The organism is Phenylobacterium sp. RIFCSPHIGHO2_01_FULL_69_31 (genome assembly GCF_001824475.1).
Classification (GTDB): Bacteria; Pseudomonadota; Alphaproteobacteria; order Caulobacterales; family Caulobacteraceae; genus Phenylobacterium.
In genome coordinates this window covers 14,635-40,112 of the sequence record NZ_MHXN01000012.1, presented here as the reverse complement: position 1 = coordinate 40,112, position 25,478 = coordinate 14,635, and the positions used below count along the sequence as shown (strand labels likewise).

Annotated in this window: 23 protein-coding genes and 1 pseudogene; 13 read left to right on the top strand and 11 right to left on the bottom strand. The window is 68.6% G+C overall.

What is annotated here, in order from left to right:
* From A2790_RS08445 to A2790_RS08425, 5 genes and pseudogenes are all read right to left on the bottom strand, one after another.
* A pseudogene (locus tag A2790_RS08445) lies at positions 1-183 on the bottom strand (5-aminolevulinate synthase); the annotation flags it as partial.
* Between the two features lie 230 nt (positions 184-413).
* Entirely contained in the window at positions 414-1,310 is an 897-nt protein-coding gene (gene mmsB, locus A2790_RS08440; protein ID WP_293389903.1) for a 3-hydroxyisobutyrate dehydrogenase, read from the bottom strand.
* 14 nt (positions 1,311-1,324) lie between these two features.
* Positions 1,325-2,074 carry a methyltransferase gene (locus tag A2790_RS08435; protein WP_293389900.1) on the bottom strand — a complete coding sequence of 250 codons (750 nt, stop codon included), beginning with the start codon at positions 2,072-2,074 and terminating at the stop codon, positions 1,325-1,327.
* Between the two features lie 40 nt (positions 2,075-2,114).
* Positions 2,115-3,164, bottom strand: coding sequence for an enoyl-CoA hydratase/isomerase family protein (locus tag A2790_RS08430; protein ID WP_293389897.1), 1,050 nt, complete (start codon positions 3,162-3,164; stop codon positions 2,115-2,117).
* Complete coding sequence (locus tag A2790_RS08425; protein ID WP_293389894.1) at positions 3,161-4,300, bottom strand: isobutyryl-CoA dehydrogenase; 1,140 nt, start codon at positions 4,298-4,300, stop codon at positions 3,161-3,163. Before A2790_RS08425 ends, A2790_RS08430 begins: the two co-directional genes overlap by 4 nt.
* A 106-nt stretch (positions 4,301-4,406) precedes the next feature.
* Here A2790_RS08425 and A2790_RS08420 point away from each other — a divergent pair, with 106 nt between their 5' ends.
* Genes A2790_RS08420 through A2790_RS08410 form a run of 3 tightly spaced genes read left to right on the top strand, consistent with a single transcriptional unit; the run spans position 4,407 to position 6,435 of the window.
* Positions 4,407-5,024, top strand: coding sequence for a hypothetical protein (locus A2790_RS08420; RefSeq protein WP_293389891.1), 618 nt, complete (start codon positions 4,407-4,409; stop codon positions 5,022-5,024).
* 41 nt (positions 5,025-5,065) lie between these two features.
* Positions 5,066-6,082 (top strand): porphobilinogen synthase, encoded by a 1,017-nt coding sequence (gene hemB / locus A2790_RS08415; RefSeq protein WP_293389888.1) that lies wholly within the window; start codon positions 5,066-5,068, stop codon positions 6,080-6,082.
* Positions 6,079-6,435: a nuclear transport factor 2 family protein gene (locus A2790_RS08410; RefSeq protein WP_293389885.1), complete on the top strand. Its 357-nt coding sequence runs from the start codon at positions 6,079-6,081 to the stop codon at positions 6,433-6,435. Before hemB ends, A2790_RS08410 begins: the two co-directional genes overlap by 4 nt.
* Here the strand turns inward: A2790_RS08410 and A2790_RS08405 are convergent.
* Entirely contained in the window at positions 6,432-7,310 is an 879-nt protein-coding gene (locus tag A2790_RS08405) for an SMP-30/gluconolactonase/LRE family protein (protein ID WP_293389883.1), read from the bottom strand. The genes A2790_RS08410 and A2790_RS08405 overlap by 4 nt on opposite strands.
* Positions 7,311-7,339: 29 nt before the next feature.
* Here A2790_RS08405 and A2790_RS08400 point away from each other — a divergent pair, with 29 nt between their 5' ends.
* Positions 7,340-7,753 carry an NUDIX domain-containing protein gene (locus A2790_RS08400; protein ID WP_293389880.1) on the top strand — a complete coding sequence of 138 codons (414 nt, stop codon included), beginning with the start codon at positions 7,340-7,342 and terminating at the stop codon, positions 7,751-7,753.
* Here the strand turns inward: A2790_RS08400 and A2790_RS08395 are convergent.
* A complete protein-coding gene (locus A2790_RS08395; RefSeq protein ID WP_293389877.1) occupies positions 7,713-8,576 on the bottom strand; it encodes an alpha/beta hydrolase in 864 nt (287 codons plus the stop codon). The two genes, A2790_RS08400 and A2790_RS08395, sit on opposite strands and share 41 nt — an antisense overlap.
* A 73-nt stretch (positions 8,577-8,649) precedes the next feature.
* Positions 8,650-9,150, bottom strand: a complete 501-nt coding sequence (locus tag A2790_RS08390) for a GNAT family N-acetyltransferase (RefSeq protein ID WP_293389909.1) — start codon at positions 9,148-9,150, stop codon at positions 8,650-8,652.
* A gap of 96 nt (positions 9,151-9,246) precedes the next feature.
* On the opposite strand from A2790_RS08390, the gene A2790_RS08385 reads away from it, so the two are divergent.
* The 7 genes from A2790_RS08385 to A2790_RS08355 all read left to right on the top strand — a co-directional run bounded on the left by A2790_RS08385 (position 9,247) and on the right by A2790_RS08355 (position 18,802).
* Entirely contained in the window at positions 9,247-10,152 is a 906-nt protein-coding gene (locus A2790_RS08385; RefSeq protein WP_293389874.1) for a flagellar motor protein MotB, read from the top strand.
* A 75-nt stretch (positions 10,153-10,227) separates the two neighbouring features.
* Positions 10,228-10,995, top strand: coding sequence for an arginyltransferase (locus A2790_RS08380; RefSeq protein ID WP_293389872.1), 768 nt, complete (start codon positions 10,228-10,230; stop codon positions 10,993-10,995).
* Between the two features lie 87 nt (positions 10,996-11,082).
* The gene (locus tag A2790_RS08375) at positions 11,083-11,730 is read left to right on the top strand and encodes a chromosomal replication initiator DnaA (RefSeq protein ID WP_293389869.1); all 648 of its coding nucleotides are present in this window, start codon (positions 11,083-11,085) and stop codon (positions 11,728-11,730) included.
* Between the two features lie 98 nt (positions 11,731-11,828).
* Complete coding sequence (locus tag A2790_RS08370) at positions 11,829-13,412, top strand: CYTH and CHAD domain-containing protein (RefSeq protein ID WP_293389866.1); 1,584 nt, start codon at positions 11,829-11,831, stop codon at positions 13,410-13,412.
* Between the two features lie 45 nt (positions 13,413-13,457).
* Positions 13,458-15,650, top strand: a complete 2,193-nt coding sequence (locus A2790_RS08365) for an RNA degradosome polyphosphate kinase (protein ID WP_293389863.1) — start codon at positions 13,458-13,460, stop codon at positions 15,648-15,650.
* Positions 15,631-17,133 (top strand): Ppx/GppA phosphatase family protein, encoded by a 1,503-nt coding sequence (locus tag A2790_RS08360; protein WP_293389860.1) that lies wholly within the window; start codon positions 15,631-15,633, stop codon positions 17,131-17,133. Before A2790_RS08365 ends, A2790_RS08360 begins: the two co-directional genes overlap by 20 nt.
* Before the next feature lie 106 nt (positions 17,134-17,239).
* Entirely contained in the window at positions 17,240-18,802 is a 1,563-nt protein-coding gene (locus tag A2790_RS08355; protein ID WP_293389857.1) for a hypothetical protein, read from the top strand.
* 478 nt (positions 18,803-19,280) lie between these two features.
* On the opposite strand, the gene rnd is transcribed toward A2790_RS08355, so the two are convergent.
* Complete coding sequence (gene rnd, locus A2790_RS08350; protein WP_293389855.1) at positions 19,281-20,459, bottom strand: ribonuclease D; 1,179 nt, start codon at positions 20,457-20,459, stop codon at positions 19,281-19,283.
* Between the two features lie 77 nt (positions 20,460-20,536).
* Between rnd and purM the strand changes: the two genes are divergently transcribed.
* Positions 20,537-21,562: a phosphoribosylformylglycinamidine cyclo-ligase gene (gene purM, locus A2790_RS08345; RefSeq protein WP_293389852.1), complete on the top strand. Its 1,026-nt coding sequence runs from the start codon at positions 20,537-20,539 to the stop codon at positions 21,560-21,562.
* A 271-nt stretch (positions 21,563-21,833) separates the two neighbouring features.
* On the opposite strand, the gene A2790_RS08340 is transcribed toward purM, so the two are convergent.
* Complete coding sequence (locus A2790_RS08340; RefSeq protein WP_293389849.1) at positions 21,834-22,493, bottom strand: hypothetical protein; 660 nt, start codon at positions 22,491-22,493, stop codon at positions 21,834-21,836.
* A gap of 577 nt (positions 22,494-23,070) precedes the next feature.
* Here A2790_RS08340 and A2790_RS08335 point away from each other — a divergent pair.
* Entirely contained in the window at positions 23,071-23,619 is a 549-nt protein-coding gene (locus tag A2790_RS08335; RefSeq protein WP_293389846.1) for a hypothetical protein, read from the top strand.
* 20 nt (positions 23,620-23,639) lie between these two features.
* Here the strand turns inward: A2790_RS08335 and A2790_RS08330 are convergent, their stop codons facing one another.
* Positions 23,640-25,367 carry a caspase family protein gene (locus tag A2790_RS08330; RefSeq protein WP_293389843.1) on the bottom strand — a complete coding sequence of 576 codons (1,728 nt, stop codon included), beginning with the start codon at positions 25,365-25,367 and terminating at the stop codon, positions 23,640-23,642.
* Positions 25,368-25,478 lie beyond the last annotated feature (111 nt).

Genomic DNA, 25,478 nt, shown 5'->3' with positions numbered 1-25,478 from the left:
CTGTCCCTGGCCCAGGTAGTCGTTCGAACACCAGACCGTCACGTCCTGGCTCGTCCCGTCACCCTTCGTCCACGTCGCCCGCGGAAACTCGCCGCGATGACGCTTCAGGTCCGCAAACACACGATAGCGCCCCTCAGACCGAACCCGGTCCAGAGCACTGCGGAAGGTTTCCCTGTAATCCATCGACTTGTTCCCGGTGCGCGTTCTTGAGAGCGCGCTGTGCCCGGCCCCTGAAATACGTCCGCCTTTTGGCGCCGCGATTTCGCGTTGTCCATAAAATCAAAGGTCGCAGGGCCTGCAACTTTCGTGACCGGTTCTGCAGAATTCGTGAGTGGCCGCAGACGTCCGCCGAGACACGCGACGACGGGCTCGGCGAACGCTTCTCATTCTCGTGCAGCGGGGCCTTGGCGAGATCAGGCTCGCGACGGCGCGTTCCCCCTAAGCATCTCGAGAATCGCCGAGAAGTCCTTGCTCCCGCCGCCCAGGCGATCGAACAGCGCGTAGAGACCCTCGGCGGTCGCGCCCAGCGGCGTCGCCGCGCCGGCCTTCGCGGCCGCCTCCTGGGCCAGCTTCAGGTCCTTCAGCATCATGGCCGTGGCGAACCCGCCCTCGTAGTTGCGATTCGATGGCGCGGCGGGCACCGGCCCCGGGAACGGGCAGTAGCTGGTCAGGCTCCAGCACTGGCCGGAGGACTTGGACGCGATCTCGAAGAACCGCTCGCCCTCCAGGCCCAGCTTCTCGGCCAGGGCGAAGGCCTCGCACACCCCGATCATCGAGATGCCGAGGACCATGTTGTTGCAGATCTTGGCCGCCTGCCCCGCCCCGTGGTCGCCGGCGCGGATGGTGGCCCGCGACATGGGCGCGATCATCGCCTCGACCTCGGCGAAGTCGGCCTCGTCGCAGCCGACCATGAAGGCCAGGGACCCTGCGTCGGCCGCCGCCGTACCGCCTGACACCGGCGCGTCGGCAAAGCGGAACCCGGCGGCCTTGGCCTCAGCCGCGACCGCGCGGGCGCTCTCGACGTCGATGGTAGAGGAATCGATCAGCAGCGCCGACCTGGGCGCGTTCGGCAGGATCTGCTCGGCGTAGACCTGGCGCACGTGCGGCCCGGCCGGCAGCATGGTGATCACGGCGTCGGCGTCCTTTACCGCCTCGGCCGCGGAGGGCGCCCGGGCGCAGCCGGCGGCGGCGGCCTTGTCCAGAGCCGTCGCCGAGAGGTCGAAGGCCATGACCTCGCGCCCCGCCTTCGCCTGGTTGGCGGCCATTCCGCCGCCCATGTTGCCTAGGCCGATGAACGCGACGCGGGTCATGGAGTCCTCATGGATTACTTGGGCTTGCGGAACTTGTAGACGAACTGGTCGGTGCGACCGCGGAGCGAGGCGTCGAACACGCCCTTGGTGTGGTCGTCGGCCGGATTTGCCAGGACCTTGCTCTCGCCTTCGAACTTGAAGCCGGCCGCTTCGACCGTCTTGCGCACGGCCGCCGGATCGATCCGGTGCAGGGTGTTCGCCGTCGGGACAACGTCCGCGCCCGGCGTCGCAACGTGGTCGAGCACGATGAAGACCCCGCCCGGCTTTACGCTGTCGTAGATCGTCTTCACGGCCGCCGGCACGTCGAGATTGAACCGGGTCAGGTAGAGGTCGTGATAGTTCTGGGAGGTCCAGAACACGTCCACCTGTTCGGGGAGCTGGAAGCTGGCGATGCCGGTGGAGACGACGGTGATGTTGCCGTACTGCGGGTCCGCGGCCACCGCCAGGATCGGCGCGGGCGCCGTCGCGTTCGGGGCCGGCGGGTTGGTCACGGCGAACACCTTGCCGTTCGGCCCCACGGCCTTGGCGAAGACGCGGGTGAAGTAGCCGCCGCCGGGGATGAAGTCGGCCACCTTGTCGCCCGGCTTCACGCCGGCGAACTCCAGCATCTCGGCGGGCTTGCGGTCGGCGTCGCGCTTGACGTCGGCTTCGGGCCGACCCTTGTCGGCGACAGCGGCGGTGACGGCGGCCGACGGCGCGGCGTGGGCCAGCCCGGACGACAGGGCGAGCGCCGCTGCGGCGGCCAGTAGAAGCCTGGTCTTCATGTGAATGTTCCTCCCGCGGCCGGTCTGAAGCCGCCTCCGGTCAAGGTAGAGGCGACCACTCCTCATCGGAAGGGAGCGGGGCGAAAATGGCGTCCAGCGTCGCCTCGTCCACGGCGTACGGCGTCGGCGGGTCCCATTTCGGCGCGTTGTCCTTGTCGACGATCACCGCACGGACCCCCTCCAGGAAGTCGTGGCGCTGAACGACGCGGGCGCCGATCCGGTACTCCATGGCCATGTTCTGGGCGAAGTCCTTCGCTTTCGCGCCAAGCTGGAGCTGGCGGAAGGCGACCTTCATCGTCTGGGGCGACTTGGTGGCCAGCACCTTCAGCTGCTCGCGCGACCAGTCGGTGCCGGCCGTCTCCAGAGCCGCGATGATCGCCTCGACGCTTTCGCCGGCGAACAGGCGCGCGATCTCGTCCTGATGCTGGGCCAGCGCCGGCCGCCCGGCGTCGCCCTCGAACTCGGTCAGCAGCGCCTCGGTGCGCTCGGGCTCCGCGACGATGGCCGCTTTGAGCTCGGGGATCCTCGCGCTCTCCACATAGTCGGTGGCGAGCTGCAGCAGCTCGCAGTCCGCCGCCTTGATCCGCGCGCCCGTCAACGCCAGCCACAAGCCCAGGTGGTCGGGCATCCGGCTGAGGTACCAGCCGCCGCCGACGTCCGGAAACAGGCCGATCCCGGTCTCGGGCATCGCGAACGTGGTCCGTTCCGTGGCCACGCGGAAACGGCAGGGCCGCGAGAGGCCGACGCCGCCGCCCATGGTGACGCCGTCCATGATCGCCACGCGCGGCTTGGGATAGTTGAACAGCAAATGGTTCAGCCGGTACTCGACGAAGAAGAACTCGCGGGCCAGCTTGCCGTCGCTCGCGCCACTCTCGGCCAGCATGCGGATGTCGCCGCCGGCGCAGAAGCCGCGCTCACCGGAATGGTCGATCAGGACTAGGTCGACCGCCGGATCCTCGCGCCACGCCAGCAGGGCCTCGGTCATCCGCCGGCACATGTCGGTGGTTAGGGCGTGAAGCGCCTGGGGTCGGTTCAGGGTGATCCGGCCGACCCGGCCTTCGATGCGCGTGATGACGTCGGGTTCGCTCATGCCCGGAACAGCTCCCGCGCGGTGATGACGCGCATGATCTCGTTGGTGCCTTCGAGGATCTGGTGGACCCGCAGGTCGCGCACGATCCGCTCCAGCGGATAGTCGCGCAGGTATCCATAGCCGCCGTGCAGCTGCAGCGCCTGGTTGGCGACCTCGAAGCCGGCGTCGGTGGCGAAGCGCTTGGCCATGGCGCAGTACTGCGTGGCCTTGGGGTTCTTCTGGTCCAGGGCGTGGGCCGCGCGGCGCACCATCAGGCGAGCCGCGTCCAGCTCCGTGGCCATGTCGGCGAGGCGCCACTGCAGGCCCTGGAACGCGGCCAGAGGCTGCCCGAACTGCTTGCGGGTCTCCAGGTACGCCTTGGCCGTGTCGAGGGCGAGACCGGCGCCCCCAAGCGAGCACGAGGCGATATTGATCCGTCCGCCGTCCAGGCCGGCCATGGCGAACTTGAAGCCTTCGCCCTCATTGCCGATCCGGTTGGCCTCCGGGACCCGGCAGTCGTCGAAGTTCACCTGGGCGGTCGGCTGGGCGTTCCAGCCCATCTTCCGCTCCTGGGCGCCGAACGACAGGCCGGGCGTCCCCTTCTCGACCACGAAGGCCGAGACCCCCTTGGCGCCCTCCCCGCCGGTCCGCGCCATGACCACGTAGACGTCGGATGTCCCGGCGCCGGAAATGAAGGCCTTCGAGCCGTTCAGCACGTAGCGGTCGCCGTCCTTCACCGCCGTGGTCTTCATGGCCGCCGCGTCAGATCCCGAGCCCGGCTCGGTCAGGGCGTAGGAGGCGATCAGCTCCATAGTCGTCAGGCGCGGCAGGTAGCGGCGGCGCAGGTCCTCTGACCCGAACCGGTCGATCATCCACGCGGCCATGTTGTGGATCGAGATGAAGGCGGCGACCGACACGTCCCCGTAGCTCAGCTGCTCAAAGACGATGGAGGCGTCGAGGCGCGAGAGCGCCGAGCCGCCCACGTCCTCGCGGACGTAGAGGCCGGCGAAGCCAAGTTCGGCGGCGGCGCGCAGCACGTCGACGGGAAGCGTCTTCTCTTCGTCCCAGCGCGCGGAGTGGGGCGCCAGCTCGGCGGCAGCGAAGGCGCGGGCGGCGTCCTCGATGGCGCGCTGGTCTTCGGTGAGGTTGAAGTCCATGGCCCGCGGAGTCGCGCGCGGCGTGCGGGGTGTCAATCGTGCGCCGCAGCAGCGCCACACGAGGGTCGTTTTCCCAAGCTCCACTTTAGGTTGGGAGAACGTGGACATGGCGACCCTGGCGGGATCGGCGCGACTTGCGAGGGGACGCCGGCCGGGCTGGGGCCTGGCGTTGCTGCTGTCGGCGGCGCTGCATGTGGTGGTGCTCGGCTGGTTCGCCCTGAAACGCGCCGCGGCCGATTGGAAAACCGATCCACCCATCGTGGACGTCCAGCTGGTGCGTGTCCCGCCAGCCACGAAGACGAAGCCTCGGGCCTCGTCCAGGCCGGCCGCCGCCCGCGCTTCGAGCGACACTCCAGAGCTGACTGCCGCCCCACGGCGGGCCGCGACACTCGACACCGCTCCCGTGACGCCGACACCCCCTGGTGCGGCCATCGACCCGCGGTGGGTGGTGAACAGGACGACGCCGCGGGCTGGCGCCGGCGGCGAGCCAGATCTCGAGGCGTTCTTGCCCTGCGATCCGCTACGCGATCCGAAGCGAGAGAGCCTGGCCTGCCGCAAGGTAGACGAGATCGCGAGGAGCGTGACTCGCGCCAACGATCCTGAGAACGCCAAGGGTGAGTTCGCCCGCGAGGCGCGCCACAACGAGGCGGGCCGACGCTATCGCGAGGCGCCCGGCATGTCTGGCTACTCCGGCATCCGCTGCCACGTCTTCCATCGCTGCTAGGCCTTGCGCCGACGGGCGTCGCGGGTGCAAACCCCCGCGCCATGACCAGAGCTCCCCTCGCCGCCTACCCCGCCCTTCGCATGCGTCGCCTGCGCCAGGCCGACTGGATCCGGCGGTTGGTGCGCGAGACGGTGCTGACGCCCAACGACCTGATCTGGTCGATGGTGGTCCACGAGGGCGAAGGAACGGTTCCCGTGGCCTCGATGCCGGGGATCAGCCGCCTGTCGGTGAAGGATGCGGCGGCCGCGGCCAAGGAGGCCCAGGCGCTGGGCATTCCCGCCATCGCCGTCTTCCCGCACATCGACGGCGCCAAGAAGGACGCGACCGGCAGGCTGGCGCACGACCCCAACGGCCTTGTCGCCAGCGCCGTGAAGGCCATGAAGGACGCCGCTCCCGAGGTCGGGATCATGTGCGACGTGGCCCTCGACCCCTTCACCGACCACGGCCACGACGGCCTGTTGGAGAACGGCCGCATCGTCAACGACGCCACCATCGAGGCTCTGGTGAAGCAGGCCCTGGCGCAGGCCAAGGCCGGCTGCGACATCCTCGCGCCCAGCGACATGATGGACGGCCGGGTCGGCGCCATCCGCGCCGCCCTGGAATCCGAGGGTCTGCAGGACGTGATGATCATGTCCTACGCCGCCAAGTACGCCTCGGCCTTCTACGGCCCCTACCGCGACGCCATCGGCTCGGGAAAGCTGGGCACGGGGTCCGTGGACAATCCCGGCGACAAGAAGACCTACCAGATGGACTCGGCCAACCACGCCGAGGCCCTGCGCGAGGTGGCCCTCGACATCGCCGAGGGCGCGGACATGGTGATGGTGAAGCCGGGGATGCCTTACCTCGACATCGTCCGCCAGGTGGTCGACGCGTTCGCGATGCCGACCTACGCGTTCCAGGTCTCCGGCGAGTACGCCATGATCATGGCTGCGGCCCAGAACGGCTGGCTGGACGAGGAGCGCTCGATCCTGGAAAGCCTGGGTGGCTTCAAGCGCGCCGGGGCGGCCGGGGTGATCACCTACTTCGCGCCCCGGGCGGCGAGGTTGCTCGGCGCATGAGCGTGGGCCGCGAGGCGGTCCTGGAGCGGATGTACGCGGCCTTCAACGCGCGCCAGGTGGAGGCCGTGCTTGCGGCCATGGCCCCCGATGTCGCTTGGCCGAACGGCTGGGAAGGCGGCGTCGTCCGGGGTCGCGAGGCCGTGGGCGAGTACTGGCGTCGCCAATGGGCGGAGATCGATCCGACCGTCACGCCGGAGGCCTTCGAAGCGCTCCCGGACGGACGGCTGGCCGCGAGTGTGCGGCAGGTCGTGTGCGATCGCGACGGGGTGACGCTCTCGGATCAGGTGGTCATCCACACCTACAGCTTCCGCGACGGGTTGATCGCGACGATGGAGATCCGGAAAAATCCCTAGGGGAGGCCCGCCCGCCCCGTGTCGACGGTCGCCACGAGGATCTTGCCCGTCGCCGCCTTGGCCGCCGCCTCGTGGTCCGAGCTGGCCGCCGTCACCATGAAGAGGGTTCGGCCATCGTCGCCGCCCAGCATGCAGGCGTAGCAGGGCTGGCCGGTGTCGATCACCTCCAGAACCTCCCCACCCTTCGCGATGCGGAGACACTGCGGGGCGATGGGATTGGCGACCCAGATCGCGCCGTCCGCGTCCAGGCAGATGCCGTCAGGCACGGCGGGCTGGCACGAGGCCCAGACGCGGCGGTTGGCGAGGGCGCCGCCCAGCCCGATGTCGAAGGCCGTCAGCACACCGGCCAGCGTCTCGCCCACAATCAGCGTCTTGCCGTCCGGCGTGATCACCGGGCCGTTGGGGAAGTGCATGTCTGCGGCCGCCACCGAGACGGCGCCGTCGGGCGCGACGTAAATCAGCTTCGCCGTCGGATGACCGGCCAGGACGCTCTCGACGCCGCGCGCGCGGATCTCCGCGTCCAGGTCGAAGCCGAAGTTGCCGACGTAGGCCCCGCCGGCGGAATCGACGACCATGTCGTTGCAATGGAAGGTCGCGAACTGGCCCAACTCCGCGTGGACGCCGATCCAGCCGTCCGGCCGGCGGCGCAGCACGCGCCGCTTGGTCATGGACACGATCAGCATCGAGCCGTCCGGCATCCAACCGAGGCCCGAAGGCTGGTCGTCGATCTCGAACTCGGTGCGCAGGTCGCCGTCCAGCGACACGGACTTTACCGCGTGGGCGTAGAAGTCGCTGAACCACAGCCGGCCATCACGCCAGCGCGGCCCTTCGCCGAAATATATGCCCTCAGCCAGCACCCGCGTCGTCCGTCCCATATCGCCTCTCTGTGGAAGGTCTTGGGCGCATGATCGTCGAGGTGGTCGGTGCTGTCATCCGCGATACCGCCGGACGGGTCCTGACCGTGCGCAAGCGCGGCACGACGCGGTTCATGCTGCCCGGCGGCAAGCGTGAGCCGGGCGAGGACGATCTGGCCGCCCTGGCCCGCGAGCTGCGCGAGGAGCTCGGCGTCCGGCTTGTCGCCGCCGGCGTTCTGGGACGCTTCGAGGCGCCGGCGGCCAACGAGCCCGGCGCGACGGTGAGGTCTTCGGCCTACTGCGTCGAAATCGTGGGCGAAATCGCCATAGGGGCCGAGATCGAGGAACAGCTCTGGATCCATCCGGGCGAGCCTCCCGCGGTTCCGATCGCGCCGCTGCTGGCCGACCGGATCCTGCCGGTGCTCAGCGTGGCGCCGACAGCCAGGCCTTCAGGATGGGATTGACCTTTTCCGGGGCCTCCTGCTGCACCCAGTGGGAGACGCCGGGCAGGCGCTGGATGGTCAGGTCGCGAACGTGCGCGTCCGTGCCCTCCAGCAACTCGACCCCAAGAGCCGCGTCCTCCTCGCCCCAGACGATCAGCGTGGGCGTCTCGATCACCGGCCAGGGCCCGGCCAGCTTGCCCTGCAGGCGAAACGCGGCCCGATACCAGTTGATCATGCCGGTCATGGCGCCGGGGCGCCGGGCGTCCCTGGCGTAGCGGTCCAGCACGTCGGGCGTGAAGTGGGTCTTGTCGATCGCCATGTCGTAGAACGCACGGCGCACGGCGCGGCCATCGTTCGCCGTGGTGACCCACTCGGGCACGCCCGGCAGCTGGAAGAAGAACATGTACCAGCTCTTCTTGAGCTGGGCCCACGACTTGCGCAGATGCGCCGCCATCACGGCCGGGTGCGGCACGTTCATGATGACCAGCCGCTCCAGCGGCCGCGGGGCGTTGGCGGCGAAGGTCCAGGCCAGGCCCGCGCCCCAGTCATGGCCGATCAGGGTGACGGTCTTGGCCCCGCTGGCGTCGATCAGGGCGGCCACGTCCTCCATCAGCCGGTCGATCAGGTAGGACGACACGTCCCGGGGCTTGGGCTCGGTCTCGCCGTAGCCGCGCAGGTCTGGCGCCCAGGCGCGGTAGCCCATCTCGGCCAGCATGGGCAACTGATGGCGCCAGGAAAACCGGCTCTCGGGGAAGCCGTGCAGGCACAGGGCCAGATGATCGCCCTCCCCCGCCTCGTCCACCGCGAACCGGAAGCCGTTGGCCTCCACGAACCGTGTCTGCATGCCGCCCCCTCCTTGCGCCCGGTCAAGGCCTAGAGCCTTGCCGTGGCGGACGCGAAGCCGTTTCGCAGGGCCGCTATCCGGCCGTGAAGTAGGTGCTCTCGCGCTCAATGCCGGGCAGCTGGATCACGCCTTGGTAGGTGAAGCCGATCTTCCGCAGCACCGCCATGGAAGCGAAGTTCTCCAGGCTGGTGATCGCAGCCAGCTGCGGGATGCCAAGCGCCCCCCGGGCGTGGGCCAGCACGGCGCCCGCGGCCTCCTGCGCATAGCCCCGGCCCCAGGCGCGCGGGGCGAAGGCGTAGCCCACGTCCGGCATGTCCAGCCCCTCGCGCCGCACCAGGCCGGCCAGGCCCACGGGGGTGTCGTCCAGTCGCTGGACCGTCAGCCACATGCCGAACCCGTGCTCGCGGTAGCTGCCGATGATCCGCTCGACGATGTAGGCGCGAGCCTCGTCTTCGGTGCGCACGCCCCGGTCGCCGATGTTCTCCAGGAAGCCCGGCGAATTCAGAAGTTCCAGGATGAATGGCGCATCCGTCGCCTCCACGTCGCGCAGGATCAGCCGCTCGGTCTCCAGCACAATCCCCAAGGTTCCCTCCCGTACGCACCCGGCGAAACGTCATCTTAACGCGCCCACCGCAGTTTGCTCGGGAATCAGCGTTAAGCCGGGTGAACCATGGCGGTCGGCGATCAGCCAATCGTAATCAAGAAGGTCAAGAAGGGCGGCGGGGGCGGCCACCACGGCGGCGCCTGGAAGGTCGCGTATGCCGACTTCGTGACCGCCATGATGGCCTTCTTCCTGCTGATGTGGCTGATCAACACGACCAGCCCGGAGCAGAAGCGCGGCATCGCCGATTATTTCGCGCCCGCCAGCGTCTCGCAGACGATGTCCGGCGCGGGCGGCATCCTGGGCGGCGCGGCGCTCGGCAAGGACGGCTCCAAGAGCGCGGGCTCCAATGACGTGCTCGAGGAAATGGCGCCATCCTCCACCAACCCGAACGACGGCGACTCCAAGGAAGGCGCCAAGCGGCAGACCCCGGAAGAGGCGGCCGCCGCGGCCCAGATGCAGGCCGAGCAGCAGCGCGAGGAGGCCATGTTCGCCTCGGCCGCGCAGTCCCTGCGCCAGGCGCTGCAGTCGATGCCGGAACTGGCCGAGCTGTCCAAGAACATCATCATCGACGAGACGCCCGAGGGCCTGCGGATCCAGCTCGTGGACCAGGAAGGCCGGTCGATGTTCAACCAGGGCTCGGCCCAGCCGAACGACCGGGCCAAGCTGCTGCTGCGCGCGATCTCCAAGGTCATCAACCAGCTGCCGAACCGCATCAGCATCTATGGGCACACCAGCGCCAGCGCCGGCGGCGTGCGGCCCGCCAGCGACTGGCAGCTCTCGGCGGCCCGCGCCGACGCATCCCGCGGGGTCCTGCAAGGTGCGGGGGTCGAAGGCGACCGCGTGTACCAGGTCTCTGGCAAGGCGAGCTCGGAGCCGCTCTACCCCGACGATCCGATGCTGCCGGGCAACCGTCGCATCGCCATCGTGTTGTTGCGTGAGGCCCCCGTGCTGCCGGCCAACCCGGGCTTCTAAAGGACGCCTTGCGTACGGCCGCGGCATGACGCCTAATCCCTGCAGGCGTTCTGTTTCGAAAGCGACATCCGGTCCGTGACGCAGCACTTCCCGACCCGACAGCTCCGGTTCTTCCTGACTGCGCCGTCGCCGTGTCCGTACCTGCCCGAGCGGTTCGAACGGAAGGTCTTTGCGCACCTGCCCCTCTCGGACGGCGCCACGGTCAACGACAGCCTGACCCAGGTGGGTTTCCGTCGGTCCCAGAACATCGCCTATCGCCCGGCCTGCGAGGCCTGCTCGGCCTGCGTCTCGGCGCGGCTTCCGGCGGCCGACTACGTCTTCTCCCGTTCCGAGCGGAAGATCCTGGCCCGCAACGACGATGTCGAACGCCACCTGGTTGAGGCCGAGGCGACGATGGAGCAGTTCGACCTGCTTCGCCGCTACCTGCTGGCCCGGCACGCGGACGGCGGCATGGCCGAGATGACCTGGCCCGACTATGTCGCCATGGTCGAGGACACCGCGGTCCGCACCCACATCATCGAATACCGCATCCGCTCGAAGGACGGTGGCCCGGGGGACCTGATCGCCTGCGCACTGGTCGACCTGATGAGCGACGGCCTGTCGCTGGTCTACAGCTTCTACGACCCGACGCTCTCGCGCCGCAGCCTCGGCTCGTTCGTGATCCTGGACCATGTGATCCAGGCGGGGCTCACCAGCCTGCCCTACGTCTACCTCGGCTACTGGGTCCGGGGATCCGAGAAGATGGACTACAAGGTGCGCTTCAGCCCGATCGAGCTTCTGAAGCCCGACGGCTGGACGCTGGCCTCGGCGCGCGAGCTCAAGGGCCTGGACAACCGCGCCTGACCTGGGGACGACGCGCCGCAAGCGGTGGCGCCTGCCGGTCTGGGGGCTTAAGTTCGGCGGCGTGACCGCAACCAACCGACAACACCCATGGCGCGGCAGCTTCGGCTGAGCCTGGGGCGCGAGGCGCCTCCGTCGTTCGACGACTTCGCGCGCGGTCCGTCGAACGCCGACGCGGTGGCGGCGGTACAGGCTTGGCCGGCCTGGCGCGACGGATGCCTGGCGCTCATCGGGCCCAAGGGCGCCGGAAAGAGCCATCTGGCCCGGGCCTGGGCCGAGGCGGCGGGCGCTCTGGTCTTCGATCCCGGGAGCCCGGACGTGATGGCGGCGGCGGGCCGACCGGTCCTGCTGGAGGACGCCGACCGCAGGGTCTCCACCGAGGGCCTGTTCCATCTGATCAACCTCGCCGCGCGGGGCGACGGCGGCGGGCTGCTGCTGACGGCCCGCACCCTGCCCGCCACGTGGCCGACGGCCCTGCCCGACCTGCGCTCGCGGCTGAACGCCCTGCCCGTTGCCGAGATCGAACCGCCCGACGACGACGTGCTGGAGGGGGTGCTGCGGCGCTTCTTCCGGGACCGCAACATCCGCCCGCCGGAGGCGGTCTATCCGTACCTCCTGGCCCGGATGGGCCGGTCGATCCCGGATGCGGCCGAGGTGGTGCGGCGGCTGGACGAGGCGGGGGACGAGGGGTTCCGGCCTGTGACGCGCGTCCTGGCCCGCCAGATCCTGGAAGGTTGATCGCCGCAGAATATTTTCCTGCGCGATAGACAAGACGATTTGTTTTCCTGCACTGGTGGCCCGCGTGGCGCGCTGGCCACGTTTCCGAGGCCCGCCGCATGCTTGCGCGGAAACCGGTCAAGGCCGCCCCGGAGCTGGAGCTCAAGTTCCAGCTCGGCGCCGGCGCCGTCGAGGCGCTGCAGGGGGAGGCTTTTCCCCTCGCCGAGGGCAGTGTCGCACAGCTCCACGCCATCTATTTCGATACGCCAAATCATGCGCTCCGCGACGGGGGGTTCAGCCTGCGGGTGAGACGCAAGAGCAACAGCTTCGTGCAGACACTGAAGCATCGCTCGGGCGGCGACCTGTTTCAGCGGGACGAGTGGGAAATCGAGACGGCGGGGCCGGACCTGGACCTCGCGGCGCTGGAGGGAACGCCGGCCCTGGCGGCCATCGCGGACCAGCCCCTCTCCGCTGCGTTCACCGTCGAGGTCGAGCGGCGGACCCACGTATGGAACCGGGGGGCGACCTGTATAGAAGTGGTGTTTGATACCGGCCTGATCGTGGCCGGCGAGCGCCAGGAACCGATCGCGGAGATGGAGCTGGAACTGCTGGCCGGCGCGCCGCAGGACCTGTTCGATCTGGCCCGGGATCTCCAGGCCAAGGCGGCCCTTACCCTGGCCTTCGAAAGCAAGGCCGAGCGCGGCTATCGCCTCGCCGGCCACGACGGGGTCGCCGCCCTGAGGGCCCAGGCGTCCGCGGTGCTGCCGGACACCACCGGCGAGGAAGCGTTCCAGCAGGTCGCCCGGGAGGCGCTGGTCCAGATCGCTGGCAACGCCCGGCTGCTGCAGCGGGCGCACAACCCCGACGTCCTGCACCAGATGCGGGTCGGGTTGCGCCGGCTGCGTGCGGCGCTGTCGGTGTTCAAGGCGATGCTGGACGCCGAGGGGCTGAACACGGCGCGCGCGGAGACCCGCTGGCTGGCCGGAGAGCTGGCCGAGGCCCGGGACATCGACGTCTTCCTGCAGCGGGCCGCGACACCGGACGAGATCGACGAGAGCCCGGGACGGGCGGCCTTCTTCCGCGCCCTGCGCATCGCCCAGGCCGAGGCCTACGAGCGGGCCCTGGCGGCGGTGCGGTCCGAGCGCTTCCGGACGCTTCTGCTGACCCTGGCCGAATGGATCGAGGTCGGCGGGTGGCGGCGACTGGCCAACGACGAGCAGCGCGCCCTGCGCGAGGGCCTGGCCGCCGACCTGGCGGCGCCGGTGCTGGCCAAGCTGGACCGGCGGCTCAGGCGCAGGTCGCGCCGGTTCCTTAAGCTCGACGCCGAGGCGCGTCACGACCTGCGCAAGCAGGCCAAGAAGCTGCGCTATGCCGCCGCGTTCTTCGGCGAGGCGTTTCCGCGCCACCCCAAGCGCCGCCAGCGGTTCGTCGCCGCCCTGAAGGCGCTGCAGGATCAGATGGGCGAGCTGAATGACATGGCGGTGGCGCGGGCCGTCGCCATGCGGGCGGTCGGCCGGCGGTCGGGTGAGCTCGCCTTTGCCGCCGGGCTGGAAGTGGGTCGGCTGACCGGCGAAGAAGACCGGGTGCTGGAGGCAGCCAATGCAGCGCTGAAGGCGTTCCGCAGGATCAAACCGTTCTGGCCGTCTTCAGACGGCCGCAATGAGGACCTTAACCTTTCCCGCGCACGCTTGCGCAGCGTCTGACGCACTCAGGGAATCAGGATGTCTCCGCCGAACGATGTCGCACCGATGAGCGCCCCGAGCCCGGCGCCCGCCGAGGCGGCCGCGGCAGCGATCGAGGATCTCAAGGGGAGCCCGGCCCGCTTCTTCAACCGCGAGCTCTCGTGGTTGGCGTTCAATCGCCGGGTGCTCGCCGAGAGCATGAACCCCCGCCACCCGCTGCTGGAACGGCTGCGGTTCCTGGCGATCAGCGCGAACAACCTCGACGAGTTCTACATGGTCCGGGTGGCGGGCCTGAAGGCGCAGGTGCGCGAGGGCGTGCGGGCGGTGAGCCAGGACGGCCTGACCGCGGCCGAACAGCTGCTGCGGGTCAACGAGGTCGCCGCCGACCTGATGGGCGACCAGCAGACCCGCTGGCGCGAACTCTGCGCCGAACTGGCGGGCGAAGGCCTGCGCTACGTCTCCGCCTCTGAGGTGACGCCCGCCGAGCGGGCGGGGCTGGAGGAACGGTTCCTGACTGAGCTGTTCCCGGTGCTGACCCCCCTGGCGATCGACCCGGCGCACCCGTTCCCGTTCATCCCGAACCTGGCCTTCTCGCTGGTGCTGAAGATCCGGCGGATATCGGACGGCCGGCAGCTCTATGCCCTGGCTCCCCTGCCCGCCCAGGTGGCGCGGTTCTGGGACGTGGCGCCCGGGAGGCCCTCGACCCGGCGCAAGCAGCAGCGGCGGGTGATCTCGCTGGAGAGCATGGTTACGCTCTTCCTGGACCACCTGTTCCCCGGCTGCGAGATCGAGGAACAGGGCGTCTTCCGGCTGATCCGCGACTCCGACGTGGAGATCGAGGAAGAGGCCGAGGACCTGGTGCGTGAGTTCGAGGCGCGCCTGAAGCAGCGGCGCCTGGGTTCGGTGGTGCGGGTCGAGCTGGAAGCGTCCACGCCCGAGGAGTTGCGCGGCTTCATCTCGGCCAGCCTGCACGCCAATCCCGAAGACATCATCGTCATGGATGGCCTGCTGGGCCTGGACGAGCTGACCCAGCTCATCCCCAAGGACCGGCCGGACCTGAAGTTCAAGCCCTTCGAGCCGCGCTTCCCCGAGCGGATCCGGGACCACGGTGGCGACTGCTTCGCCGCGATCCGCGAGAAGGACATCCTGGTCCACCACCCGTTCGAGAGCTTCGACGTGGTGGTCCAGTTCCTCCGTCAGGCGGCGCGAGACCCCAACGTTCTCGCCATCAAACAGACGCTCTATCGCACGTCCAAGGACAGCCCGATCGTCGCGGCGCTGATCGAGGCGGCCGAGAACGGCAAGAACGTCACCGCCCTCATCGAGATCAAGGCGCGGTTCGACGAGGAGGCCAACCTGAAGTGGGCCCGCGACCTGGAGCGGGCCGGCGTGCACGTGGTCTATGGCTTCATCGAGTACAAGACCCACGCCAAGCTCTCGACCGTGGTCCGCAAGGAAGGCGAGACGCTGCGCAGCTACTGCCACTTCGGGACCGGCAACTATCACCCGATCACGGCGCGCATCTATACGGACCTGTCGTTGTTCACGACCGACCCGCCCTACGGACGGGACTCGGCCAAGCTGTTCAACTTCATCACCGGCTACGCCCAGCCGGTGGGCCTGGAGCGCCTGTCGTTCTCGCCGGTCACCATGAAGCGGGATCTTCTGCGGCTGATCGGCCAGGAGGCGGCCAATGCCCAGGCGGGCAAGCCCGCGGCCATCTGGGCCAAGATGAACTCGCTGGTGGATCCGGAGATCATCGACGGGCTTTACGCGGCCAGCCAGGCCGGCGTGCCGATCGACCTGGTGATCCGCGGCATCTGCTGCCTACGGCCGGGCGTGCCGGGCCTGTCCGACAACATCCGGGTGAAGTCGATCGTCGGCCGATACCTGGAGCACGGGCGGATCGTTGCCTTCGCCAACGGCCATCCCATGCCCTCGCAGCACGCGCGGCTCTACATGTCCTCGGCCGACTGGATGCCGCGCAACCTCGACCGCCGCGTCGAGGTGATGACGCCGATCGAGAACCCCACGGTGCACCAGCAGGTTCTGCAACAGATCATGGTGGCGAACCTGAAAGACGAAGCGCAAAGCTGGACCCTCGACGCCGACGGCCGCTATAGGCGTGATCCTGCCTGGGACCACCCGAACGCCTTTTCGGCGCACGAGTATTTCATGACCAATCCCAGCCTCTCCGGTCGCGGGCAGAAAGTGAAGGACATGCCGCGCGCGATCGAAAATGTGGCCTCGCGGGGATAGCTCCGGGCGCGCCGATGGCCGCCAGGCGGCCGTCATCGACGTCGGATCCAACTCCGTGCGCCTGGTCATCTACCGGGTCGACGGCCGTGCGCTCTGGACCATCTACAACGAGAAGGTCGTGGCGGGCCTCGGCAAGGACCTGACCAGCACCCGCCGTCTGTCCCCAGACGGCGTGGAGGCGGCCGTCGGCGCGCTGCGCCGGTTCCGGGCCCTGCTCGAAGGCTGGCGCGCCGAGGAAGTGACCGCCTGCGCCACGGCGGCGGTGCGCGAGGCCGCCGACGGCAAGGCCTTCCTCAAGCGGGTGATGGACGAGACCGGCCTGGAAGTCCGGGTGCTCACCGGCGAGGAGGAGGCCCGCTACGCCGCCCTGGGCGTCGTCTGCGGCCAGCCCGACGCGCAAGGTGTGGTCGGGGATCTCGGCGGCTCCAGCCTGGAACTGGTGCGCCTGAACGGGTTCAACAACATCGAGGGCGTCACCCTGCCGCTGGGGCCCTTCGCGCTCGGCGCGCCGAAGCCCATGAACCTGGAGCGCACGCGGCGGCTGATCGACGACCGGCTGGCGCCGCTGGCCAGCCGCTATTCGAGCCCGGAGTTCCATGCGGTGGGCGGCGCCTGGCGGAACCTGGCCCTGCTGCACATGCAGCTCGTCAAATACCCCCTGCACGTGGCGCACCAGTACGAGATCGGCGGCGCCGACGCCCTGGATCTGGCCCGGTTCGTCCAGCGGCAGTCCCGCTCGTCGCTCGAGGGCATCGAGGGCCTGTCCAAGAAGCGCTTCGACACCCTGCCCTATGCCGCGGCGGTGCTGGACCGGCTGATCGAGCGGCTGGGGATCGAAAAGATCGTGATCTCGGCCTACGGCGTGCGGGAGGGCCTGCTGCTGGAGGCCATGCCGCCCGAGGTTCGCCAGCTCAACCCGCTGATCGAGGGTTGCGAGGCGCTGGTGGCCCATCGCGGCGTAGCGCCGGGGCTGGGTCAGGCGATCGAGGCCTGGATCGGGCCGCTGTTCGAGGCGCTGCCCCAGCTGTTCGACGGTCGTGACGGCGTGCTGCTGGCGGCGGCCTGCCGGCTGGCCGACCTCGGCGCCTTCCTTCACCCGGACCATCGCGCCGACCTGGCCTTCGAACAGGTGCTGCGCGCGCCGCTTGCCGACATGACCCATGCCGAGCGCGCCTTCCTCGCCAATGTCGCCTTCGCCCGCCATTCCGCCGCGCCGCAGCCGCCGGACGCCTCGGCGGTCGGCCGGGTGCTGACGCCGGAGCGGCGGCAACGCGCGCGGGCCATCGGGGCGGCGATCCGGCTCGCCTGCGACCTGTCCGCCCGCAACGCGCGGCTGCTGGAGAAGTCCGCCGTGACGATCCGGGGCGACCGCCTGTCGCTCACCGCGCTTGCGGCCTGGGAGGACATGCTGCTGGGCGAACAGACCACGCGCCGCGCCCAGGCGCTGGCCCAGGCGCTGAAGCTAAAGCTCGAGATGGGCTGACCGTTCGTCGACGGCGCGAAACACGTGTTGCGCCCGCTCGTCGCGTTTGACTTGCGCCATGTGGCGGCCTCGCGCGATGACGTGATCAGTAACACGAGTAGATTTCATGCCCACGATCTCAACAACCACCCTCCCCAATGGCAGTCGCGTCGAGCTTTCGACGGGTGACGTCCCCAGAAACGGCACGTATGACCTCGTCGCGAAGCTGCTCGACGCCAAGGGCGTCCTGGTCCGCACCATCACGGTCGACACCGCCAGCAATAGCGACGGCTCGACAGCGCCGCCGCGCAGCGAGAGTTTCGCCAACGTCTCGGTCGTCGGCCTGTCCAACGGCGGCTTCGCGGTGGCCTATGACGGCACGGTCGTGAATCCACCCGGCGGATCCAACGTGGCCGAGATCCGGCTTTACGACGCCACCGGCGTGGCGTCGGGATCGAAGGCGATCGGCACCTCGACGGGCGGCGAGCCTTTTCCGCCGCAGGGCGCGCCACAGCTCGCGGCCGCAGCCGACGGCGGAGTCGTTGCCGTGGTGGGCGTGAGCGGCGGAATGTCCGTCGTGCAGGTCCTGAGCGCCGCTGGAGCCACGGAAGGCAGCAAGACCTACGAGGGGCGTCCGGCGGCCGTCTACGACGCCGGGCTGACCGGCCAGGTGGTGGTGACCCTCACGCACGGGCGGTTCGGCGAGCCCTTGGCGACGCCGGTCCGGGAGGTGCTGACCCATTCGATGACGCTGGTGTCCAGCACGCCGCTCACCGACACGCGCGGCAGCGACGCGGGCGAGGTGCTGACCGGCGGCGCCAATGCGGATCGGCTGTTCGGCCTCGGCGGCGACGACACCCTGAAGGGGGGCGCGAGCTTCGATACGCTGACCGGCGGCCCGGGGCGCGACAAGTTCGTGTTCACCGTGGACGGCTCGGTGGACCAGGCCGCCGACTTCGACGCCGCGCAGGACAGCCTGGCCCTGGTGGACGCCAGCGGGGCGCCGCTGAACTCCGCCACCGGCGTGCTGACGTTCTGGCGGGGCAGCGGCGCGCTGACCTACGATCCGGACGGCGACCTGGGACCCGCCGCGGCGCAGACCGTGGCCGTGCTGCCCGGGGTGAAGACCCTGACCGAGGCGAATCTCGCCCCGGGCTTCGAGCCGGGCGTCCTGCGCATCTACAATCCGATCACGCCCGCCCAGGCGGGGCAGTCGCCGGGCACGCGCAGCGACCTGACGTTTGGCTACGGCAAGGAGAACTATGTCTCCGCCAGCGCCGACTACAGCGTCACGGGCGTCCTGCTGACCTATGGCGTCAACTTCAAGGACGGGACCTCGTCCATGCGCTGGTTCGACACCACGGACGCCCAGACGTGGGACGGGCTGGTGGCGGACTACGACGCCCAGGGGCGGCTCGCCATCTACGCCACCTACGACGACGACGGCTCGCACGTGCTCTGGCGCTACGACGCCAATTCCAGCCAGAACTGGCAGCGGATCGTGGAGCACTTCGACGCCCAGGGCCGGATCACCTCTCGCGACGTCGTCTATGACGACAACTCGCGCTACGAGGCGATCTACGACGTGGCCGGGACGCAGCCCTGGGGCTATGCGGTGGACACCTACAACGCCGCCGGCGTGCGGACGGCGCGCACCCTCTACAACGACGATGGCTCGGTCATCAGCTGACGAAATGGGGGATGGCCTTAGGGCTGTCCCCCACCCGCAAGCCCTCGGCACCGCTCGCGAGGAGCGCAGCCGCAAGGCCGCAAATGAAGAGGGCGGCGCACCGGTCGCCCGGAACACCGCCCTCTAGAACAGATCCGTTGGGGGACCTGTGCCTGCTGGTGGGGTGGGACCTCGGCCGTGCTGGTCGCCCAGCGTGACTCCGCTCCGTCGCCCGTGCCGCAACGTCCCGCTGGACCCGGGTCGCCCCGGAGCCTTGATCTGGAGGGCCGCCTGCCCGCTTGGCCTCCCGGTCGCCCGGTCCGCCGCGCCGCAGTTCCTCTCGGCAAAGTCAGGTTCTCCCAACGCCGGTCGGGCCGCAACCTTGTCTTGGCGCCGCCCTGTGAACGGTCGGTGGCGCCGGCGGTTCACAGCCTGTGGACAAGCGCGGGACGCGTCCGAAAAGCCGTGCGAACTCCGTTATTTGATCTTGTCCCCAGGATCAGCCGGCGGCGGCCGCGCGCGGGGCCCGGCGTACCTCCACGACCCGAACCCGCGCGCCGTCCAGCACCAGCGCCAGCTCGCCGCGCTTGAGCTTCAGGGCGTCCTCCCCGAAGGCCTCGCGCCGCCAGCCCTTGAGGGCCGCGACATCGGCCTCGTCGTCGTTGGCGATCTGCTCCAGGTCCGAGACCGTGGCGATCAGCTTGGAGGCCACGTTCGCCTCCTCCGCCCGCGCCTTGAGCAGCACCTTCAAGAGTTCGACCACGGCGCCGGCGGCCGGCGAGGCCGACTGGCGGGGCTTTTCGACCACCGGGGCGTAGGCCTCCGGGTCCTTCAGCGCCTCGCGGATGGAGGTGATCAGGTCCGGCCCGAAGCGCGAGCCCGAGAAGCCCTTGGGCACCGAGCGCAGGCGATCAAGGCCCTCGGCGTCGGTCGGCCCCTGCGTTGCGATCTCGTCGATCGCCTCGTCCTTCAGGATGCGGCCGCGCGGCTGGTCGCGAAGCTGGGCGGTGCGCTCGCGCCAGGCGGCGACGGCGCGATAGACGGCCAGGTACTTGGCGGTGTGCCGGCGCGGGCGCAGCCGTTTCCAGGCGTTCTCCGGCTCGACGTCGTAGTTCGCCGGGTCGGTGAGGTCGTTCATCTCGTCCTGGACCCAGGCGAGGCGCCCTTCCCGCTCCAGCCGGTCCCGCAGCATGGGGAACAGCTTGGCCAGGTGCGTCACGTCGGCCAGGGCGTAGGTGAGCTGGTTGTCGGTCAGCGGCCGGCGGGCCCAGTCGGTGAAGCGGCTCGACTTGTCGAGCTCGATCTTCAGCATCTGGCGCACCAGGGCGTCGTAGGCGATCTGTTCACCGAACCCTGCGGCCATGCCGGCCACCTGGGTGTCGAACAGCGGCCTGGGCATGGCCTGCAGGTTGTTGAAGATTTCCACGTCCTGCCGGGCGGCGTGGAAGACCTTCAGGATCGACGTATCCCGCATGATCTCAAGGAACGGCTCCAGGTCGAGGCCGTCGGCCAGAGGGTCGATGGTGGCCTCGGCCGAGGGCGCCGCCGCCTGGATCAGGCAAAGCTTCGGCCAATAGGTGGTCTCGCGCATGAACTCGGTGTCCACGGCGACGAACGGCTGGCCCTTGATCTTATCGCAGAACGCCGCGAGTTCGGCGGTGGTAGTGATAGGCGTCATAAATCAGCTATAGCCCCGCGCGCGGACGACTCCAGTCCGCAAGCGCGTCTCTCTGCACTCCAAGTCCGGGTTCGTAAATGTCCGAACGGCCAAACGGTCTCACCTATGCGCAGGCGGGCGTGTCCATCGACGCCGGCAACGCCCTCGTCGAACGCATCAAGCCGCTGGCGAAATCCACCCGCCGGGCGGGCTCGGAGCCGTCGCTGGGCGGCTTCGGGGCGCTGTTCGACCTGAAGGCCGCCGGCTATGACGATCCGCTGCTGGTCACGACAACGGACGGCGTCGGCACCAAGCTGAAGGTCGCCATCGAGACCGGCCTGCACGGCACGGTGGGCATCGACCTCGTGGGCATGTGCGTCAACGACCTCCTGGCCCAGGGCGCCGAGCCCTTGATGTTCCTGGACTACTACGCCACCGGCAAGCTGGACGTGGAGGCCGCCGCCTCGGTCGTCGCCGGCATCGCCGAGGGTTGCCGGCAGGCCGGCTGCGCCCTGGTGGGCGGCGAGACGGCCGAGATGCCGGGCATGTACGCCGAGGGCGACTATGACATGGCCGGGTTCTGCGTCGGCGCGGTGGACCGCGACAAGGTGATCCCGCGCCTTTCCGACCAGAAGGCCGGCGACGTCCTGGTGGGCCTGGCCTCCTCCGGCCCGCACTCCAACGGCTATTCGCTGATCCGGCGCATCGTCGAGCGCTCGGGCCTGGCCTGGGACGCCCCGGCGCCGTTCGCGGAGGGCAAGACGCTGGCCGAAGCCCTGCTGGAGCCGACGCGGATCTACATCAAGACCGTGCTGCCGCACCTGAAGGCCGGGCGGATCAAGGGGCTGGCGCACATCACCGGCGGCGGCCTGATCGAGAACCCGCCGCGGGCCATCGCCGAGGGGCTGGTCCCCCGTTTCGACTGGAACGCCTGGGCGATGCCGCCGGTGTTCGAATGGCTGGCGCAGACGGGCGGGGTGTCGGAGGCGGAGATGCGCCGCACCTTCAACTGCGGCCTGGGCCTGGTGCTGATCGTGGCGCCCGAGGACCTGACCGAGGTGCTGGAAGGCCTGGTGCGCGACGGCGAGGACGCCTTCGTGGTGGGCGAACTGGCGCAGGGCTGACCGGGCCGTAGGCCCAGGGTTCAACCGCAGAAAACGCAGACAGGCGCAGAAGGGACCAGCGGCAGCGCCCCGGCCCTGTTCTGCGTCTTCTGCGCCTTCTGCGGTTTTCATGTCTTTCGGGCGCGCCCGTCTCGGCCGAAGGCGGTTTGGTTTGACCACGGACGTCACGGACGAACACGGACGCGCGCGGACGAGCTGCGGCCTCGTCCGTGTGGTCCGTGTGGTCCGTGGTTCGAGAGAGCGGCTTCGCCGCGGGCGCGGCGCAGGCGGGTCACGCCGAGCTTTCCCAATTCTCGTCATCCGCCTCGTCATCTACCTCGTCCCAATCGTCGGCCTCGTCCGGCTCGAAGGCCAGGGCCGCGTCGGGCGGGTCGGGCAGGTCGCGCCAGCGGGCGATGGCGGGGGCGTCCATGCCCAGCCGCAGGGCCACGCGGGCCACGTGATCGTCTAGGGGCTCGGCGCCGAAGCTGTCATTGACGACGTCCCGGGCGATCACGGCCTCCAGGTCCTGGCGCACCCAGGCGAAGGCCTGCAGGCGGTCGGCGGCGGCGTGGTCCTCAGCCCCGGCGCCCTCCCCCTCCTCCGGCTCGACCTCGGTCCGCTCGGCCTCGTCCCAGGCCAGCCGCAGGAGCGCGGCGCGCAGCTCGCCGATGCGGCGCGCCACGGCCGCCCCGCCGGGCTTGGCCTTCGGCGCGCCGGCCTGGTCCTTGGCGGCGGCCGCCAGGTCCCGCTTCAGACGCGCCTTCAGCGCCAGGGTCTGGCGATAGGACCGCGCCGCGCGCTGATAGCTGCGCCCCAGGCGGCTGGCCTCGTCGGCATCCTCCGCCGCCTGCGCCCGCCGCGCAAAGTCCCGCGCCAGCGCGAGGTCATGCTGCGCGAGTTCGGAAAGGCCCTGAGCCTCAGCTTCGGTGATGTCGAGCGCGTCCAACATTCCGGGGGAGTGTGGAGCGGCGGTGCGTCAGGTGCGGACGTAGGGGTGGTTCGGCGAGAAGTGGCAACTCAGCAGCCGCGACTCTTCGCTTATTGTGTTGGTGTCACTCATACGAACGGGGCGCGACAAACACATGTCAGCCGCTGCCTCGGAGACGATTTCTCTCTTCAGGCATCATCGCTTGAAGCCTGCTTTGCCGGACCGGTCCGGCCTCCATAAGACCGCCCCCAAGGCACTAGCAGTGTCGGCCTTCCGCCTTTCCGCCCGAGAGGAGCAGCGCGCCCGCGACTCCTCGAGAAAGGCGTTGCCCTACCTAGCCCCGACGCTCGGGGAGAGGCGGTGGGGGCGGTGGCGTCGGTCGACGATCGTTCTTCTCGACGATCTCGCGACGTGTCGGTTGAGGCGGCGGAGGCGGGGTTGGCGGTCTGCTCATCTCCCTCACCCTTTCCGAGGCGGCGTAGAAGGCCGAGGCGACTGGTTCGGCGTACGGGTCGGCTCGGAGCGGCCCGCGCGGTCCGAGCCAGGCGCATCTCGCCTGGTGGGTTGCGGCGGAGGCGGAGGTGCGGGAGGCTTGGACATGTCCGCTCGAGAAGCTGAGGTCGCTGAAGAGGTCGTTCACACGCTGGACGAGAGCGTCGCCCGATTCGTGTTTGAGGAGGGAGTCCGCCACATCACGGCGCTGCAAACCGCGTCGCACGCCCTAGACGCGCGAGCAACGCAGGTGGCGACCATCATGTTCGCCGCCGCTGCTGTCGCCGCCAGCGTAATCTCTACCGCGGGCAATTTGGCCGACTGGTTGGCCGCTGGCGCAATCGCGTTCTTCGTGTGGGGCGGGATCATCAGCTTCCGCGGCGTTCGATCAGATGAGTTTAGGGCACCCGGTCTCGCTCCCGCGTGGTGGGAAGGCGCGCTTGTCCACGCTCAGACGTTCAACCTTAAGGACGCTCTCGCTTGGGCTGCGAAGCAGCAGCAGATCGCGATCGATCATATTTGCGAGGAGAATCTGAAGCGGTCGGAAGCGCTAAACGCCAGCCTACGCTGTGCATGCATCGCAGCCGTCCTCGTGGCGATCGCCGCTGCCCTGAAGTTCTGGCCTGCGGTCAGCAGTTTTTTGGCGAAGCTCTAATGTTGGAGGCAACATTACGCTTACAACCACCCAGACTTGCTGATGGTCTCCTTATAGCCTTCGCTTAGTTCTTGGAAGCGTTCCAACTTCCCCTCGAAGAAGCCGGATTTGAGTGCAGCCCAAGCGGTCCCATCGGCGGCAAGATCCCTGACGATGTCGGAGTACGACGCTTCTCCGCTGCGCTCCCAGGCGAAGCGTCCCGGCGGTCCCCAGACACGCTCGCCCGGGGCACGAACGTCGGCGAAGGTGAGAGCAAGCATCACTTCAAAAGCGTTGAACAGCTCCTCGTACCGCCGGCCCAGGAAAAGTTGATCTTCAAGGATGGGTTGGAGGTTGTTGAAAAGGTAGTCGCTTCGAGGTGTGTAACGTCTCTCGTAGCCAGGAATTTTCTTGAAGGCGTCGCCGATTTCAACCAGCGCATACGTTACCGGCAGAATCACCGGGTTTCGGCCCGAGAGACTACGATAACTCGCAGTAACAGGCGTGAGCAGGCACGCTTTCAAGGTGTCGAAGCGGCTAGTCGACAGCGCCGCAATACCGCCAACGTACATCAAATTGAAGAGTGGGTACCACGAGAGTGCGATCCAGCGGATGACGCCTGAATTCGCGCGGTCTGCCTCGGCTAGACGCGCAAAGATATGTTCCAGAAGACGAACCTGCTCCGGCTCCGCCCACTTGGCCAGCAAGATAACGGTGTCTTGAAGTGGCCGTATGATCTGCTCGTAAGCCTTCAAGCGCTGCTCGAACTCTGGATCACCATTTCCGGGCTGCGCGGAAAACCGCTCATCGTTGAGTGCGGCGATGGTGACACGGAGCTGCTCGTTGACGAACTCCTCCAACAGTATGCGACTGGCACGATCGGGAAGGAGCCGCTTGAGCTTTTCCGCCCCGCTCTCGGCAGACAGCGATATCGCTCGATCCGGGGTGGGAATTTGAATCATCAAGGGTGATGGGTCCTTCTCTCCCTCAGCCTCAGTCAGAAGCTGCGGCTGGAAAACGAAGTCGCCGTCGCCGTCAATTGAACCGTAGTGGGGCGTCTGCCCTGAAAATGGGTCGCTGCCCACCTTGTCGTACACGTAGGCCATAAGGCCCTGAGCAGTGATAACTCCCTCAGCCGTCGCCGCGGCTCCGTCGAGACCATTCAACAGATGGGCCGTGAATAGGGAGTGCCCGGGGCGCACACCACCACCATCCGCCACGACTTCATTTGGTTTTCCCGATGCCAAGACTTGGCGGGAATAGCGGCGCGTCATGTCATTTAGCAGGCGGCTTGTCCCTGGCGGAAGGGATTTCCGACTGACCGCTAGGCCGCCGTAGCAGGCGTCCATGAGGAATAGGACATGCTTCGCGCCCATGAGTTCGCTGTTGCGCGTCAGCTCATCCCAGCGGATGAGGGTCGAGGCATCTTCAATAGCGCCATCGGCTGGCACCAAGAAACCTGTCTCACCCCTCCTGCCGGTTAAGGTGTGACCATGCCCTGCAAAAAAGACAAGTAGACGATCGTCCGGTCCCAGTGCGGCGGGGCCAGCAAACCTCATAAAAGCAGTCATGATGGCGGCGCGGGTCGCCGCACCGTCTAAAAGTAGCTGAACGTTACCGGGCGGGAAGCCGTTGGCTGTGAGAGCGTCTGCGACACCCTGAGCATCGTTGGCCGCGTGGGCAAGCGGCCCAACGTGGCGATATGCGTCTATCCCCACAACTAGGGCGTGGCTGTCGGCATAGCCCGAGCGATAACTCTGATGGTTCATCTCAGCGAACACGATGTTGGTGTGGAGTCCTACAGGTCAGCCGATGTCATTGTAGTCGGTAGGTCAACAACTTGGATCGACACGCGCACCTCTATCAAAGCTCCCTTCTGC